Source organism: Nocardia stercoris (assembly GCF_003696265.1).
Taxonomy (GTDB): domain Bacteria; phylum Actinomycetota; class Actinomycetes; order Mycobacteriales; family Mycobacteriaceae; genus Nocardia; species Nocardia stercoris.
Map to the genome: position 1 here is coordinate 451,731 of NZ_RFFH01000004.1, position 15,260 is coordinate 466,990.

19 protein-coding genes are annotated in these 15,260 nt (G+C 69.8%); 11 read left to right on the forward strand and 8 right to left on the reverse strand.

Features of this window, described 5'->3' with window-relative positions; all coding sequences use genetic code 11:
- Position 1: 1 nt before the first annotated feature.
- Positions 2–925, reverse strand: coding sequence for an AraC family transcriptional regulator (locus EBN03_RS13075; RefSeq protein WP_122188408.1), 924 nt, complete (start codon positions 923–925; stop codon positions 2–4).
- A gap of 84 nt (positions 926–1,009) precedes the next feature.
- Here EBN03_RS13075 and EBN03_RS13080 point away from each other — a divergent pair, with 84 nt between their 5' ends.
- Positions 1,010–1,330, forward strand: a complete 321-nt coding sequence (locus tag EBN03_RS13080; RefSeq protein ID WP_122188237.1) for an EthD family reductase — start codon at positions 1,010–1,012, stop codon at positions 1,328–1,330.
- An 80-nt stretch (positions 1,331–1,410) separates the two neighbouring features.
- Here EBN03_RS13080 and EBN03_RS13085 read toward each other — a convergent pair whose 3' ends face one another.
- Positions 1,411–2,241 carry an IclR family transcriptional regulator gene (locus EBN03_RS13085; RefSeq protein ID WP_122188238.1) on the reverse strand — a complete coding sequence of 277 codons (831 nt, stop codon included), beginning with the start codon at positions 2,239–2,241 and terminating at the stop codon, positions 1,411–1,413.
- A 155-nt stretch (positions 2,242–2,396) separates the two neighbouring features.
- Complete coding sequence (locus tag EBN03_RS13090) at positions 2,397–3,065, reverse strand: class I SAM-dependent methyltransferase (RefSeq protein WP_122188409.1); 669 nt, start codon at positions 3,063–3,065, stop codon at positions 2,397–2,399.
- Between the two features lie 74 nt (positions 3,066–3,139).
- On the opposite strand from EBN03_RS13090, the gene EBN03_RS13095 reads away from it, so the two are divergent.
- Positions 3,140–3,994 (forward strand): helix-turn-helix transcriptional regulator, encoded by an 855-nt coding sequence (locus EBN03_RS13095; RefSeq protein ID WP_122188239.1) that lies wholly within the window; start codon positions 3,140–3,142, stop codon positions 3,992–3,994.
- Between the two features lie 140 nt (positions 3,995–4,134).
- Here EBN03_RS13095 and EBN03_RS13100 read toward each other — a convergent pair whose 3' ends face one another.
- Together EBN03_RS13100 and EBN03_RS13105 are read right to left on the reverse strand one after the other, a co-directional pair.
- Positions 4,135–4,989, reverse strand: coding sequence for a ribokinase (locus EBN03_RS13100; RefSeq protein ID WP_122188410.1), 855 nt, complete (start codon positions 4,987–4,989; stop codon positions 4,135–4,137).
- A 136-nt stretch (positions 4,990–5,125) separates the two neighbouring features.
- Positions 5,126–5,575 (reverse strand): SRPBCC family protein, encoded by a 450-nt coding sequence (locus EBN03_RS13105; protein WP_122188240.1) that lies wholly within the window; start codon positions 5,573–5,575, stop codon positions 5,126–5,128.
- 136 nt (positions 5,576–5,711) lie between these two features.
- On the opposite strand from EBN03_RS13105, the gene EBN03_RS13110 reads away from it, so the two are divergent.
- Positions 5,712–6,980 (forward strand): glutamate-5-semialdehyde dehydrogenase, encoded by a 1,269-nt coding sequence (locus EBN03_RS13110; RefSeq protein ID WP_122188241.1) that lies wholly within the window; start codon positions 5,712–5,714, stop codon positions 6,978–6,980.
- A 1-nt stretch (position 6,981) separates the two neighbouring features.
- Here EBN03_RS13110 and EBN03_RS13115 read toward each other — a convergent pair whose 3' ends face one another.
- Entirely contained in the window at positions 6,982–7,260 is a 279-nt protein-coding gene (locus EBN03_RS13115) for a hypothetical protein (RefSeq protein ID WP_122188242.1), read from the reverse strand.
- 122 nt (positions 7,261–7,382) lie between these two features.
- On the opposite strand from EBN03_RS13115, the gene EBN03_RS13120 reads away from it, so the two are divergent.
- The 6 genes from EBN03_RS13120 to EBN03_RS13145 all read left to right on the forward strand — a co-directional run bounded on the left by EBN03_RS13120 (position 7,383) and on the right by EBN03_RS13145 (position 11,944).
- Positions 7,383–7,574, forward strand: coding sequence for a TraY domain-containing protein (locus tag EBN03_RS13120; protein ID WP_122188243.1), 192 nt, complete (start codon positions 7,383–7,385; stop codon positions 7,572–7,574).
- A complete protein-coding gene (locus EBN03_RS13125; protein ID WP_122188244.1) occupies positions 7,571–7,951 on the forward strand; it encodes a type II toxin-antitoxin system death-on-curing family toxin in 381 nt (126 codons plus the stop codon). Before EBN03_RS13120 ends, EBN03_RS13125 begins: the two co-directional genes overlap by 4 nt.
- Before the next feature lie 100 nt (positions 7,952–8,051).
- Positions 8,052–8,927 carry an AAA family ATPase gene (locus EBN03_RS13130; RefSeq protein ID WP_122188245.1) on the forward strand — a complete coding sequence of 292 codons (876 nt, stop codon included), beginning with the start codon at positions 8,052–8,054 and terminating at the stop codon, positions 8,925–8,927.
- Positions 8,928–9,029: 102 nt separating this feature from the next.
- Positions 9,030–10,406, forward strand: a complete 1,377-nt coding sequence (locus EBN03_RS13135) for a vWA domain-containing protein (RefSeq protein ID WP_122188411.1) — start codon at positions 9,030–9,032, stop codon at positions 10,404–10,406.
- Positions 10,407–10,556: 150 nt separating this feature from the next.
- The gene (locus tag EBN03_RS13140) at positions 10,557–11,150 is read left to right on the forward strand and encodes a hypothetical protein (protein ID WP_122188246.1); all 594 of its coding nucleotides are present in this window, start codon (positions 10,557–10,559) and stop codon (positions 11,148–11,150) included.
- Between the two features lie 29 nt (positions 11,151–11,179).
- The gene (locus tag EBN03_RS13145; RefSeq protein WP_122188247.1) at positions 11,180–11,944 is read left to right on the forward strand and encodes an RsiV family protein; all 765 of its coding nucleotides are present in this window, start codon (positions 11,180–11,182) and stop codon (positions 11,942–11,944) included.
- A 1-nt stretch (position 11,945) separates the two neighbouring features.
- Here EBN03_RS13145 and EBN03_RS13150 read toward each other — a convergent pair whose 3' ends face one another.
- Together EBN03_RS13150 and EBN03_RS13155 are read right to left on the reverse strand one after the other, a co-directional pair.
- Positions 11,946–12,671, reverse strand: coding sequence for a TetR/AcrR family transcriptional regulator (locus EBN03_RS13150; protein WP_122188248.1), 726 nt, complete (start codon positions 12,669–12,671; stop codon positions 11,946–11,948).
- A 140-nt stretch (positions 12,672–12,811) separates the two neighbouring features.
- Positions 12,812–14,038 (reverse strand): cytochrome P450, encoded by a 1,227-nt coding sequence (locus EBN03_RS13155; RefSeq protein WP_122188249.1) that lies wholly within the window; start codon positions 14,036–14,038, stop codon positions 12,812–12,814.
- Positions 14,039–14,243: 205 nt separating this feature from the next.
- Here EBN03_RS13155 and nadD point away from each other — a divergent pair, with 205 nt between their 5' ends.
- Both nadD and rsfS read left to right on the forward strand, forming a co-directional pair.
- Complete coding sequence (gene nadD, locus EBN03_RS13160) at positions 14,244–14,849, forward strand: nicotinate-nucleotide adenylyltransferase (protein ID WP_233608368.1); 606 nt, start codon at positions 14,244–14,246, stop codon at positions 14,847–14,849.
- A complete protein-coding gene (gene rsfS, locus EBN03_RS13165; protein ID WP_122188251.1) occupies positions 14,846–15,244 on the forward strand; it encodes a ribosome silencing factor in 399 nt (132 codons plus the stop codon). The genes nadD and rsfS overlap by 4 nt, the downstream gene beginning before the upstream one ends.
- Positions 15,245–15,260: the final 16 nt, after the last annotated feature.

Consider the following 15,260-nt stretch of genomic DNA (forward strand, 5'->3'; position numbering starts at 1 on the left):
ATTACCGCGCGGCGGTCCGGCGGCGCCAGCGGGCCGGTGGGGTGCCGAAGCGGTTGCGGAACGCGCGGCTGAAGGCGGCCTCCGAGGCATAGCCGACCCGGTCCGCGATGCGCGCGACCGACAGGGAGGTATCGCGGAGCAGGTCGGTAGCGGCGTCCAGGCGCACCTGCGCGAGATAGGTGGCCGGCGGTGTACCGACGCGTGCGGTGAAGCGCGCCGCGAAGGTCGACCGCGACAGGTGGGAGGCCTGGGCCAGCTCTTCGACCGTCCAGTCGTGGCTGGGGTCGCGGTGGATCGCGCTCAGGGACAGGCCGATCTGTGGGTCGAAGGCGCCGGCCAGCCAGTTGGGTTCGGCGTCGGGGCGGGCGGCCCAGGCGCGCAGGATCTGGATGAAGATCAGATCGAGGATGCGGGCGATCATGACCGCCGATCCCTGTGTCGGCGACTGCATTTCGATCGTCACCATGCGGCGGGCGATCTCGAGTCCCTCGGGCGCCGGGGCGCGGCCCGTACCGAGGATGATCACGGGCGGCAGGCTGCTGAGCAGTTGACTGGCTTGTGGATCGCCGATGGTGAAGGTGCCGCTGAGCCAGCGCGCCGGACCGGTTTCGCCGAGCGCGGCCGGGTCGCTGATGCGGTGGGCGTCGCCGCGGGGCAGCAGGACGACATCGCCGGGCCCGACGCGTTCGATGCGGGGATACCCGTCGATCCGGAGCTCGAGCTCGCCCTCCTCGACCATGTGCACGCTGCCGAACTCGGCGAAGTCGATCGAGAAGGCGGGAGCCGGGCGGTAGGCGACGACTCGCTCACCGCCGAGGCGCACGGTCCGGAGCAACTCCGAGAGCAGGTCGTCGGGTCGGTGGTCGGTACATGAATCATCTTGTACCACTGGACGATCGGCAATATTTCCCGGCGGAGCGGTCATGGTTTCAGCGTATTCCGCGCAATAGCGTCGGCGGCAGGCGAGCATGTGCTCGCCGCATCACCCGAGATCGACGAGAGGTTATCCATGACGGCGCAAGGCAAGCCGACCAAGATCAGCTTTGTCTATTCCAACCCCACCGACCCGGCCGCGTTCGAAGCGGCCTACCCCGAGCAGCTGAAGCTGGCGCGCGAGCTCCCCGGCCTGACCCGCCTGCAGGCGTCGAAGGTCTGGCCGAAGGAGGACGGCAGCCCGACTCCGGCCTACCGCCTGCTGGACCTGTACTTCGCCGACTACGCGGCGGCCAGTGCCGCCGCGGCGGCAGCCGGTCCACTGGTGGGCGCCACCCGCGAACACGCCACCGGCGGAGTTGTCATCGCTTTCGCCGAGGTACTCGAGGACGCCTAGTCCCGGTTCGACGGGGTGGTATCGCGCTGCGGTGCCACCCCGTCCGCATGTCGGCCGAAGCTGTTGCCCGCGTAGGGGACTCAGTGCCCGGTGCCGGTGACTCGGGTCGCGGGGGCGAGGGTGCGGGTGATCTCGCGGGCCGCGTCGAGGACGAAGCGGGCTAGGCGGTCGAAACTCATGGCATCCGCGCGGCCGGTCAGTGACAGTGCGGCCGGCGCCAGACCGCGGTTGCGGACCGGAGCCGCCACGCAGGCGATGCCCGGCATGGACTCCTCGCGGTCGACCGCGATGCCCTGGCGCAGCCGGATCTGGGTGAACTCGCGCTGCAGGGTGTCGGGTTCCCACAGCGTCCGGTTGGTCAGGCGCGGGAGCCGGGCGCGCAGCGCGGCCTCGGCGATCGGGGGTTCCAGTCCGGCCAGCATGGCCTTGCCGACGGCGGTGGCGTGCGCGGGCAGCCGGCCGCCGAGCCGGGTGGGGACCGGCGGCGCCGTGCGGCCCGCGGTCTTGTCGAGGTACACCACTTCGCGGCCGTCGAGGACGGCCAGGTGCGCGACCAGTCCGGTCCGCTGGGCCAGATCGTGCAGCAGCGGCGCGGCGGCGTCGCGAATCTCGTTGTGGCCGGCGGCGACTCCGCCCAGTTCCAGTGCCCGCAAGCCGAGCCGGTATCCGCCCACGGTGTGCGCGAGCCAGCGCAGCCGGATCATCTGGTCCAGGATGCGGTGCACGGTCGAGCGGGGCAGGCCGGTGCGGGTGGTGATGTCGAGCAGGCTGAGGGTGGGGGTGGCCGCGTCGAAGGCGTCCAGGATGAGCGTCATCCGCTCGATCATCGATACCGGGCCTGCCGCACCGCGGCCGTCCGGACGTGTCGCGGTGGTAGAGCTCTCCGCGGCTCGTAGCCCGGTGACCGTCATGCATTCCTCCGTCTAACTTCGGAACGGAGTGTAGGAGACCTGTGAGACACATTGGTCTGGTTGTCCGGTTTGTGTCTTCGGTCACAATGAGCCACCTGCCCGTCGAACGCGCGCCGGACAGGTGACCGATGTGATCGGCGGATCGTTTCACCAGGTCAGGCGGGTCGGACCGCACGGTAGAAGGTGCACCGGCCGGCGCGATGGGTTCGTTGCGTGGCCACCTCGGCACAGTCGAAGCCGGCGGCCTGCAGTAGCCGTGGGATACCGTCGCCGAGGTTCGGCGCGACGTGCCCGTTGCGCAACAGCACCCGGGCCATCAGGCCGTCCTGCGGGACCATCGCGCCGCCGAAGTCGACCAGGTTCAGCGTGCCGCCGGGGCGCAGGACTCGCAGAACCTCGGTGGCCGTCGCCGACCGCGCCTCGGCGCTGAGGTGATGCAGCATGAACGCCGACAGCACCACGTCGAAGCTCTGGTCCGGATAGGGCAGTTGCTGTGCGTACCCGGAGTCGAAGCGGATGCCGGTGAGCCCGCCGGCCTTGCGGCGGGCGCGTTGCAGCGCGCGGGGATCGGGATCGAAGCCGACCACCTGGGCCTGCGGGAACTCTCGTTTGGCGCGCACGGTCAGACTGCCGGTGCCGCAGCCGATTTCGAGCAGATCGGCGGGCTTGCTGGTCGCGGCCTGGCTCAGCAGGGTGCCGTGGGCGGTGTCGATCCCGAAGAGCCGGGTCATGAGGTCGTAGGCCGGGAGCATGAAGTCCACCCCGGCCGCCGGGATGTAGTCGGGGGTGGCCGGTGCGTCGACATTGGGATGATGTTTGGTCATGACATCCACGATGACCTGGCATCGGCTCGGGAAGTGGGTCGAAAGTTCGTGGTATCGGGACTATCTTCGGTGATATGAAGGCGGCCCGGGAGGTGCGGCGGCGCGACGGCGTACCGGTCTTCGACTACCGGATGGACGCGGTGACCCCACCGGCCGCCGTCCTGCGCTTCGCGCCCGGCGTGGTCCCGGAATTCGGCCCGCACATCCACGATTTTCCGGTCCTCTGGTACGACGACGACCTCGGCGTGGTGTACGTGGTCGCGGCCGGCGCGGTCATCGACGTGGACAACGCCATCCACGTGGCCAGGGGCGCGGGCGTGTTCTTCGATCCGGCCGCGGTGGACGCGGCGGGGCGCTCGCCGTGGCCGGCCTGGCGCGCACATCCCCTGCTGTTCCCGTTCCTGCACGGGGATTCCGGTGGTTTGCTGCGCCTCGAGGTTCCGCCGGAACGCCGCGCGCGGTGGACCGCCGGAATCACCGGGATCGAGTCCGAACTCGCGCAGCGGCGCGAGGGCTACCGGTCGGCGGTCGCCGCCCATCTGACCCTGCTGCTGATCGAGCTGGCGCGGCTGGCCGCCGACGTCGGCGGTGAACTGCGCCGCAACGGAGAACCGCTGCTGGCCGAGGTGTTCGAGGTGATCGACGCGCGGCTCGCCGAACCGCTCTCGCTGCGCGATGTGGCCGCCGCCGTCGGGGTGACGCCGGGCCACCTGACGACGGTGGTCCGTCGGCGCACCGGCCGCACGGTCGGGGAGTGGATCACCGAGCGGCGGATGGCGGAAGCCCGGCGGTTGCTGGCCGACACCGATCTGCCGGTCGCGGTGGTGGGGCGGCGCGTCGGGATCGACGATCCGGGGTACTTCACCCGGGTGTTCCGGCGCACGCACGGGTCGTCACCGCGGGCCTGGCGCGGTGGTGGGAACGGGTGAAGGACCTCGGCGGTGTGGTGACGAGATCGGCTCGCGGGCCGAGTACGGGCCTGCGGCCGTGGGGCGGGCACGGAGCTCGGTTCGGCGGTGCGTCGGCGAGATCGGCTCTGCGGCCGGCGCGGCTGGAAGGCGTGTAGCGATCACCGGGGCAGGGCGGCGGCGATGGCAGCCGAGTCCGGGAGTGCGGGGATGGCGCCCAGCTTCGTGGTTGCCAATGCGCCTGCGGTACAGGCCCATTCGAGGGCGGACTGGGGGCCGTGCGGCCATCGGGCCGCCAGGGCGCCGGTGAAGGCGTCACCAGCGCCGGTGGTGTCGAGCACGGCAACCGGGAGGCCGGGTCGGGTGAGCGAGGTGTGCGGGCCGCGCAGTGCCGCACCGCGTCCGCCCAGCGTCGTCACTACGTACGGCACCGACGCGAGCGCCGAATCCAATTGTGCTGCTTCACCTTCGTTGACCACCGCCACGTCCACCGCCGCCCACAACTCGGCAGGCAGTTCGGCCACCGGGGAGGGGTTGAGGACGACCACTGTGCCGTGGGCGCGGGCGTGGCGCGCCGCGGCGAGCACGGTCGGCACCGGAATCTCCAACTGGCACAACAGGATGTCTGCAGTCGCGACGAGATCCAGGTCGGTAGCGGTCAGTTCGGTGACGGCCGCGTTCGCGCCACCGACCACGATGATCGTGTTCTCACCGCTACCGTCGACCACGATCGACGCGGTGCCGCTGGGCCCGGCGACGGTGCGCAGGCCGGAGGTGCTGACCCCCGCATCCGCCAGCACCGCCCGCAGCGCCGCACCGAATTCGTCGTCACCCACCGCGCCGACGAATTCGACGTTCGCCCCCGCGCGCTGCGCCGCGACCGCCTGATTGGCGCCCTTGCCGCCGGGAACGGTGGTGAACGCACTGCCGCGCACGGTCTCCCCGGGCGCGGGCCGCCGGTCGACCGTCGTCACCAGATCCATATTGACGCTGCCCACCACCACGATTCGGGTCATCCGGCCACGGTAGTCCCCGGTGCGGCCCGTGTGCCCGAAGCTCGGATCGAGGACCTGCCGGCCGTCGAGCACCGGTCGGGCTGTAGCCGTCATCTGTTGTCCGGCTGCGCAACCGGCGGCTCCGCGCCCGGTGATATCAGGCCTGCTCGGCGACCCGGGCGAGGTTGTCCAGCGAAGCGCGCAGGGAGTCGGACGTTGTGGCCCGAGCGCGCACCAGGCGCTTCTCGTCGGTCAAGGCGGACCAGTCGTAGGTGTGGGTGACGCGGGTGCGGTCGTCGGCCAGCGGTTCGAGTTCCCAGCGCCACAGGTGGCCGGGCTGGGGGAGGCCCGGCTCGGAGGGCTTCCACGCGATGCGGCGGCCCTCCTGGAACTCGACGACGTGGTTGTCGCGGTCGGTGCCCAGCGTGAGAGTCATCCGGAAGATGTCGCCGACGGCGTGTACCCGCTGCCCCGGGGCGGCCTCGGCCAGGTTCTCGTTGCCGTCCCAGGCGGGCTGCAGCGCCGGGTCGGCGATGAGCTCGAAGATGCGGTCGGCTGCGGCCGCGATTTCCCGGGAGGCGGTCACGATATGCGTCTCTGCTGCCATGGCCCGATGGAACCACGGATCCGGATCCGGGGCATGTTGCCTGTCGGCATGCGACCGGCGGCCGGGGTGCGCGGGCAGCGCTGTCGGCATGTGACCGGCGCGGGTCCGGGATTCCCCGGTCAGTAGGCTGGACGGTATGACTGCTCCTGCCGAGGCCGGTATCGACGACGTCCGCACCCAGGTGCACGACGCGGCGCGACGGGCCCGGGTGGCGTCGCGCACGCTCGCCCAGCTCACCACCGAGGCCAAGAACGCCGCCCTGCACGCCGCCGCCGACGCGCTGCTGGCCGCCGCCGACCGGGTACTGGCCGCCAACGCCCGCGATATCGAGGCCGCCGCGGCCGCCGGCACCGAGGAGTCGCTGCTGGACCGGTTGCGGCTCACCTCGGCTCGGGTGGACGGGATCGCGTCGGGGCTGCGTCAGGTGGCGGGATTGCCGGACCCGGTGGGCGATGTGATCCGTGGTTCGACGTTGCCGAACGGGCTGGAGATCCGGCAGGTCCGGGTGCCGCTCGGCGTGGTCGGCATGGTGTACGAGGCGCGCCCGAACGTGACGGTCGACGCGTTCGGCCTGGCGTTGAAGTCGGGTAACGCGGCCCTGCTGCGCGGCTCGTCCTCGGCCGCGAACTCGAATGCGACGCTGGTCGAAGTGCTCCGGGAAGCGCTTGCCGCACAAGGGCTTCCGCAGGATGCGGTGCAGCTGCTGCCCAGCGCCGACCGGTCCAGCGTCACCCACCTGATCCAGGCCCGCGGTCTGGTCGACGTGGTCATTCCGCGCGGCGGCGCCGGCCTGATCAACGCGGTCGTGCGCGACGCGCTGGTGCCCACCATCGAGACCGGCACCGGCAATTGCCACGTCTACGTGCACGCCGCCGCCGACCTGGACATGGCCGAGTCCATCCTGCTCAACGCCAAGACCCGCCGCCCGAGCGTGTGCAACACCGCCGAGACCGTGCTGATCGACCGCGCCGTCGCCGACACCGCCGTCCCGCGCCTGCTGTCCGCCCTGGAGAGCGCCGGCGTCACCATCCACGGCGACCTCCCGGGCCTGGTCCCGGCGACCCGCGAGGACTGGGCCGACGAATACCTCTCGCTGGACATCGCCCTGAAGGTCGTCGACGACCTCGACGCCGCCGTCGACCACATCAACGAGTGGGGCACCGGTCACACCGAGGCCATCGTCACTGCCGACCTGAAGGCCGCCCGCGAGTTCACCTCCCGCGTGGACGCCGCCGCCGTAATGGTCAACGCCTCGACGGCTTTCACCGACGGCGAGCAGTTCGGCTTCGGCGCCGAGATCGGCATCTCCACCCAGAAGCTCCACGCTCGCGGCCCGATGGGCTTGCCGGAACTGACCTCCACGAAGTGGATCGTCTGGGGCGACGGCCAGATCCGCCCGGCCTAGGTCAATCCGTATCGTCCGGCCCGGTGAGCAGATCGCCGGGCCGGAAGTGTTCTCGATCCGCCCCGCCGAACACCAGCGGCACCGCAGCCGGATCGCGCGGCGGCCCCCATCTGCGGCACACGAATTCGATTCCCGTGCACTGCAATCGCCGCCCGGTCCGCGTATTGCGGACCCGATCGCCGGCCGCGATGACGCCGCGAATCACGGTGCCGGTCACCACGACTCCCCGTCCGGTCAGCACGAAGACGTCGTCGACGCGGTAGGCGAACGGTTCGGTCACAGTGCACAGTGTGCACCGGGAATGCCGAAACCGCTGCTGTGCAGAGGATCTGCGACAGATGATCCGCTCGCCGGGACGATCGAGGCGCAAAATCAGTGGTGTCGCCTCGATACCATCGATCCATGGCGATGACACTGCGGCTGGACGACGAGGACGACCGGCGGCTTGCCGCGGCGGCCGAACGCGAAGGGCGCAGCAAGCAGGATCTGGCGCAGGATGCGATCAAGCGGTATCTGGACCGGGCCGACTCGATTCGGGCCATGGTCGAGGCCAATATGGAACGGCACGCCGATCTGATGGACCGGCTGGCGTGAGCACGCGCATCGAATACTTGGGTCTGCCCGAACTGCTGATCACCGCCTCCGTGGTGAACGGTGGTGACCCGGCCGTTCGGGACGTCGGGTTGCTGGCGTCGGCCGGAGAACGGCCGCGGCTCGACGTGTTCGAGGTCGAGCCGTATCCGACAGTGTGGGAGAAGGCGGCCGCGCTGCTGCACAGCCTGGCCCGCAATCATCCGTTCGTGGACGGCAACAAGCGGACCGCGCTCCAGGCCGCGGCGCTGATGTTGGAGTTGCACGGCCGTCGGCTGGCGGCGCTGCCGGACGAGCAGGAAACTGTGATGCTCGACGTCGCGCAGGGTCGGGTCGACGCGCCCGAACTCGCGGCGGCCCTCGCTTCGTGGTGCGACTGATCCGGCCGACCGCCCAGGTGCGGGAAACACCACTGTGTTCGCGGGGCATCGAACCTGTACCGTCGAGTAGGAATGGTTTTTACGGTGCATAGGAGGCCACGTGGTCGGGCAGGCGCATCAGCCGATCTTCGCGTCGGTGGACGAGGTGATCACGCGGCTGGCGGAGACCGGGTATCTGGCCGACAAGGCGACCGCGACCTCGGTGTTCCTGGCCGACCGACTCGGGAAGCCGCTGTTGATCGAGGGACCGGCCGGTGTCGGTAAGACCGAACTGGCACGGGCGGTGGCCACGGTCGCGGGCGCGGGACTGGTGCGGTTGCAGTGCTACGAGGGCATCGACGAGGCGCGGGCGCTCTACGAGTGGAACCACGCCAAGCAGATCCTGCGTATCCAGGCGTCCAGCGACAACGGCTGGTCGGAGACCAAGGCCGATGTGTTCTCCGAAGAGTTCCTGCTGGCCCGGCCGCTGCTGACCGCCATCCGGCGCAGCGAGCCGACCGTGCTGCTCATCGACGAGGCGGACAAGGCCGATGTCGAGATCGAAGGCCTGATGCTGGAGGTGCTCAGCGACTTCGCGGTCACCGTGCCGGAACTGGGCACCATCACCGCGACTCGCCTGCCGTTCACGGTGCTGACCTCGAACGCGGCCCGCGAGCTGTCCGAGGCGCTCAAACGCCGCTGCCTCTACCTGCACCTAGACTTCCCGGACGAGGAGCTGGAACGCAAGATCCTGGCCAGCCGGGTGCCGGAGCTCAAGCCCGCGGTCGTGGAACAGCTGGTGCGCGTGGTGAACGTGTTGCGTGGCATGCAGCTCAAGAAGCTGCCGTCGGTCTCGGAGACCATCGACTGGGGCCGCACCCTGCTGGCACTGGGCGCCCGCGACCTCGACGACACCACGGTGCGCGCGACGCTCGGTGTCGTGCTCAAGCATCAGGCCGACCACCAGCGGGCCCTGGCCGAACTGAAGCTGGCCTGAGCCGTGGCCGTGCCGCGCTCGAGCCGCACGTTCCGGGTGCCGCGCAAGCCGGTCCCCGGTCCCGGCGCCCCGCCGCAGCCCGATCCGGTGCCGCCGCACGGCATGGCCGGGCATCTGGTGGGTTTCGTGGAAGCCTTGCGGGACCGCGGAATTCCGGTCGGCCCGGCCGAAACCGTCGACGCCGGAAGGGCGTTGGCGGTCATCGAACTGACCGACCGCGAGACGGTGCGGGAAGCCTTGGCCTGCTCGCTGATTCGCAGCAGTACCCAGCGCCCCACCTTCGACGGCCTGTTCGACCTGTGGTTCCCGGCCGCGCAGGGTGAGCGGCAGGGCGCGGTCGGCGCCGAGGTGCCCCGCAAGGAGGACGGCACGCCCGACATGATCGCGGTGCGCCGGGAACTGGCCGAGGCGATCGCCGACCCGGACGGCGTCCAGCAGGAGCGGATGCGCGAACTCGCGGCGCAGGCGGTCGAACAGCTCGGGCAGTACAACGCGGCCGGCGGGCCCTCGTTCTCGGCCTATCAGACCCTGCAGGCCGTCCAGCCCGAACTGCTGATCAGCAAGATCATCGCGGGATTGACCGCCGGACAGGACAGTTCGGAATTCGACGTGGCGGTCGCCCGCCAGACCGCGCGCAATCGGGTGCAGCAGTTCCGCGACGCCGTCGCCGACGAGACCCGCCGCCGCGTCGCCGAACGCGTCGGCCGCGACCGGGTCGCCACCTACGGTGTCAACCGTCAGGCCGAGGACGCCGACTTCCTGCGGATCTCCGACAAGGAGCTGGCGGACCTGCGCCGCGGCAGCCAGCGGCTGGCCCGGGTGCTGGCCGCCCGGCTGTCCGCCCGCCGCCGAAGGGCCCGGCGCGGCGAGATCGACCTGCGCAAGACGTTGCGCAAATCCATGTCGACCGGCGGCGTGCCGATCAAGCTGGCCGCCCGCAAGCCCCGCCCGGGGCGCCCGGATCTGGTTCTGCTGTGCGATATCTCGGGTTCGGTGGCAGGTTTCTCCGGTTTCACCATGCTGCTGGTGAGCACGCTGCGGGAACAGTTCTCGCGGGTCCGGATCTTCGCGTTCGTGGACCGGGTCGACGAGGTCACTCACCTGTTCACGCCCGCCACACCGCTGGACCAGGTGACCAAACGCATCTTCACCGAGACGAACGTCATGTCCGTGGAAGGGCATTCGGACTACGGCCGGGCCCTGGCCGACTTCGCCCGCGACTTCCCGGACGCGATCACCGACAAGACCGCACTGCTGATCCTGGGCGACGGCCGGACCAACTATCGCGACCCGTCGCTGGGTGCGTTGCGCGAGCTGTCCGCCGCGGCCAAGCACACGCACTGGCTCAACCCCGAGGCGGAGAAGCTCTGGGGCACAGGTGATTCGGCGGCCATGAAGTACGCCGATATCGTCGAGATGCACGAGTGCCGGACCGCCCGGCAGCTCACCGAACTGGTCGGCCGGCTGCTGCCGGTGTGACCACTCACGGGGAACACCTACGGCCGAACCGGTTCCGGTTCGCCGGTGGTGTCGTGCCCCGAACGAAGTACCGCCACCGGTGATCTCGATCCGCTCGTAGTGCAAGGCGTCGTTAAGCGGTTCGTTGGCGCTGTCGGCAAAGGTCGGCGCATGCATCACAACGCGCGCGCCGATCCCGGCGGCCATACCGGCGTGGCCGGGATCGTGGAACAGGCCGTCGCGGTGTTGCGTACCGACCCGGCGCGAGCCGAACTGTTGCTCCGCCAAGCGCTGAGCCGCGGCGCCGGGCTACCCGCCACCGATCTGGCGCGGCTGTCCTCGCTGGTGGTCACCGCGGTCGCCGCCCGGGGAGGCCCGGACCGCGAACTCGCCGACGCGGCACTCGCGGCCGCGCTGCGCTGGGAAGCCATCTCGCCGCCCGACGCCGCTCATCATCGAGCGCTCGCCGCCCGGATACTGCACCGGCAGGGCCAGCACGCGGCCGCCGCCGACCTGTTCGCCACCGTGCTGCCCGCACGGGACCTGCCCTACCGGCCGCCCGAGATCGCGCTGCTGCACGAACAATACGGCTGGTCACTGCGCGCGCTCGGCCGATACACCGATGCCGCAGGACAATTCGAGGCCGGCGCGGGGCTGGTCGCCGACGGCGCCGAATACCGCGAACTGCACGCGGACCTGTCCGCGGATGCTCGCACCGCCCGGCTGTTCACAACCGGCGGCCCGAGCACGATGAATCCCCGATGACCCGAACCACATCGAAACAGGGGGAACCCATGCGTATCCGGATCGTTGCGACCGCGGCGGCACTGGCCGCGAGCGCGGTACTGCTGACCGCCTGCGAGCCCGACGACGGAACCGTCCCGGTGGCAACGCCTTCCGCCGGGGCGCCGGCCGGCAGCTCGTTCACCGTCACCAGCAAGCACCTCGAGGGGCCGAACTACACGCTCGACGTCCCACAGGTCGGCGGCGGCGCAGCGGCGGCCCGGACCGAGTTCGACACCGCCATGGCGGCTCTCGGCGACAAGTTCGCGGCGATGGCGAAGCCGGGCGACCTGCACGCCCCCGGGGCGCCCGGAGTCGCGGTGAGTACCGTGGCCGACAACCCCGCCTCCGGCCAGGTCGGCAGCCGGGTGGTCATCGGCACCCACGTCCTCAGCGGCGTGCTCGCGGTGTCGGTGTACTCCGGTGGCGCCGCGCACCCGTTCACCGACCAGGACACCCACGTCACCGATATCGACACCGGGCGCGCGCTGACCCTGGCCGACATCTTCACCGACGAACAGCAGGGCCTGCGGGTGCTCTCGCAGCAGGCGGCGATCCTGGTGCCACAGACCAACGCGCACAACAGCTACAGCCCGGACAGCATCGCGCCGGTGGAGAAGAACTACGCGCACTGGAACGCCACCGCCGACGGCATGCAGATCCTGTTCGGCGAGATCGCCTCGCATGCGGCCGGTCAGATCGTGATCACCGTGCCGTGGCAGAACCTCCACCCGGTGCTGAAGCCGGAGATGCGCACCACACTGGAGACCTTCTAGTTCACTGCGCCAGCCCGATGATGCGGCCGATGTCGGCCAGCGTGGCGTCGAACAACAGGTCCGGGTGCGACACCGGCAGCGGATAGTTCCCGAACACCTCGAGCGTCACATGGCCGTACAGCCGCGCCCAGGACTGGATCATCACGTAGGCGACGCCGAGATCCAGTTTCTCGGCCGGGAACTTCTGCCCCGAATCCGCGGCGGCGCGCACCAGATCCGCCTGGAACCGGGTCAGGTCGTCGCGCAGCTCCGGCGGAATGTGCTCGGTGGGCGGGGTGACCACGTCGTAGTCGGTGAGCAGCCGGCCGGCCGCGCCCAGGAAGATCCGGCCCACCGGCTCACCGAACTGCTGCATGGCGCTGGTCGCGCCGGCGCCCAGCGGGGACGCGAACACGAGAGTGAATTCGCGGGCGTGCGCCAGGGCCCACTGCCGGAAGGCGCGGAACACCGCGAAGAACTGGGTCGCCGCGTCGTCGGGAAGACCCGCGCCGGCTGCCGCCAGTTCGACGGTGAGGTCCGCGCAGATGTCTCGGCGGACCGCTTCCACCAGGTCGTCGCGGGATTCGTAGTGCCGGTACAGCGCGGGCGCGGTGACCCCCAGGTCCCGGGCGATGGCCCGCAGGGTGATGGCATCGGGCCCCTGCTCGACCAGCAGGGTGCGTGCGACGCGACGGATGTCGCGGTCGGTGACCGCGGGCGTCCGGCCACGCCGGCGGGTCTCGTTCATCCGTGTTCCTCTCACCTACTAGCGGTCTCGTGTCTGCGACCGTCGGGCCCGCTGCCCGCACCGATAGGTGCGGGCAGCGGGCCCATCCGGTTACCGTAACCGCCGAAGGGGGTCGCGTCCTTGTGAACGCGTACCCCGTCTCACTCGTAGGCGACCTGCCAGCTCTTGATGCCGTTGAGCCAGCTGGAGCGCAGCCGCACCGGCTCGGAGATCTGCCGGATGTTCGGCATCACGTCGGCGATGGCGTTGAAGATCAGATCCAGCTGCAGGCGAGCCAGATTCGCGCCCACACAGTAGTGGGTGCCGGTGCCGCCGAAGCCGACGTGCGGGTTGTTCTCGCGCAGCACGTTGAACTTGTACGGCTCCTCGAAGTAGTTCTCGTCGAAGTTGGCCGCCGAGTAGAACAGGCCGATGCGCTGACCCTGCTTGATCTGCGCGCCGCTGAGCTCGAGGTCCTGGGTGGCGGTGCGTTGGAACGCGACGACCGGGGTGGCCCAGCGGACGATCTCGTCGGGTGCGGTGCGCGGGCGCTGCTCCTTGTAGATCTCCCACTGTTCCGGGTTGTCGACGAACGCCTTCATGCCGTGGGTGGTGGCGTTGCGGGTGGTCTCGTTGCCGGCGACGGCCAGCAGGATCACGAACCACGCGAACTCTTCGGAGTTCAGCGAGTCGCCCTCGATGTCGGCGTTGAGCAGGGTGGAGGCGATGTCGTCCATCGGGCAGGCGCGGCGCTGCTCGGCGAGGTTCCACGAGTAGCCCATGACCTCGGCGGTGGCCATCTTGTGGTCGCCGTTGAATTCCGGGTCGTCGTACCCGATCATCTGGTTCGACCAGTCGAAGATCTTGCCGCGGTCCTCCTGCGGGATGCCGATGAGTTCGGCGATGGCCTGCAGCGGCAGTTCGCAGGCGACCTGCTCGACGAAGTTGCCGCCACCGGTCTTCTTGGCCTCGTGGACGATTCGTTCGGCGCGCTCGCGCAGCGCGGCGCGCAGCGACTCGACCGCGCGCGGGGTGAAGCCCTTGGAGATGATCTTGCGGAGCTTGCTGTGCCGCGGCGGGTCGGTGTTCAGCAGCAGGAAGCGCTGCACCTCGATCTCGTCGCGGGTGATGTCACCGTAGAAGCGGATGACGGCGGTGTTCTCCTCGGAGGAGAAGAGCTCCGGGCGCTTGGAGATCTCCTTGATGTCCGCCATCTGGGAGACGGCCCAGTAGCCGCCGTCGTCGAAACCGGTGAGGCCGTCGGCCTGCGGCACCCAGAACGGGGTGGCGGTGCGGCGGAGTTCGGCGAACTCCTCGACGGGCAGGCGCTGGGCGAGCAGGTCCGGGTCGGTGAAGTCGAAGCCGGCGGGGATGGATGGTGCGGACACGATGTCTCCTCTTCGAGCAGGTGTGACATCGATCCAAGCACTTCGGCACCCGGTTGTGAACATCTATTAGTAAATGGCGTTCATTTTCTCAGGAACGACGCCTTCGAGTCGCGGCCGATCAGCGCCGTCCACACCCGGGCCCACCGGGACACGGCCAGTAGACTCGGCAGCCGTGCAAGAAACAGCGCGGCGCAAGCTCGGCGTGATGGGCGGGACCTTCGACCCGGTCCACCACGGACACCTGGTTGCCGCCAGCGAGGTCGCCAACCGGTTCGACCTCGACGAAGTGATCTTCGTCCCGACCGGTCAGCCGTGGCAGAAGGCGGGCAAGACCGTCTCCCCGGCCGAGGACCGCTACCTCATGACCGTGATCGCGACCGCGTCCAACCCGCGATTCTCGGTGAGCCGGGCCGACATCGACCGCGACAAGGTCACCTACACCGTCGACACCCTGCGCGACCTGCAGAACCAGTACCCTGATGCCGAGCTCTACTTCATCACCGGAGCGGACGCGCTGTCCAACATCCTCACATGGCAGGATTGGTCCGAGCTGTTCGAGCTGGCGAAATTCGTGGGGGTGACCCGTCCCGGGTACGAACTCGACGTCGACCATCTCGAGGAGCATCTGCGGGACAGCCCCGCGGATGCGCTGACCGTCATCGAGATCCCCGCCCTGGCGATCTCGTCGAGCGAGTGCCGCCGCCGAGCCGCCGAGGGCCGGCCGGTCTGGTATCTGGTGCCGGACGGGGTGGTGCAGTACATATCGAAGCGGCACCTCTACGTGCCGGGGAACGGGAAGGTGGACCGGTGACGGCATCCGACGAAGCGGCGCGCTTGGCGAAGGTGGCCGCGCTGGCGGCCGACGACAAACTGGCGACGGACGTGGTGGTGATCGACGTGTCCGAGCAGCTGGTGATCACCGACTGCTTCGTGATCGCGTCCGCGCCAAACGAGCGCCAGGTCAACGCCATCGTCGACAATGTCGAGGAGAAGCTGCGCGAGGCCGGGGCCAAGCCGGTACGCCGCGAGGGCACCCGTGAGGGCCGCTGGGTGCTGCTGGACTACGTCGATCTGGTAGTGCACGTACAGCACAGCGACGAGCGCGAGTTCTACGCGCTCGAGCGGCTGTGGAAGGACTGCCCGCAGATCGCCGTCGAGGGTCTGACCGGCGCGAGCAACCGTGCGGCGGGTGGAGTCGCCGAGTGAGTAAGTATGCCGGCGT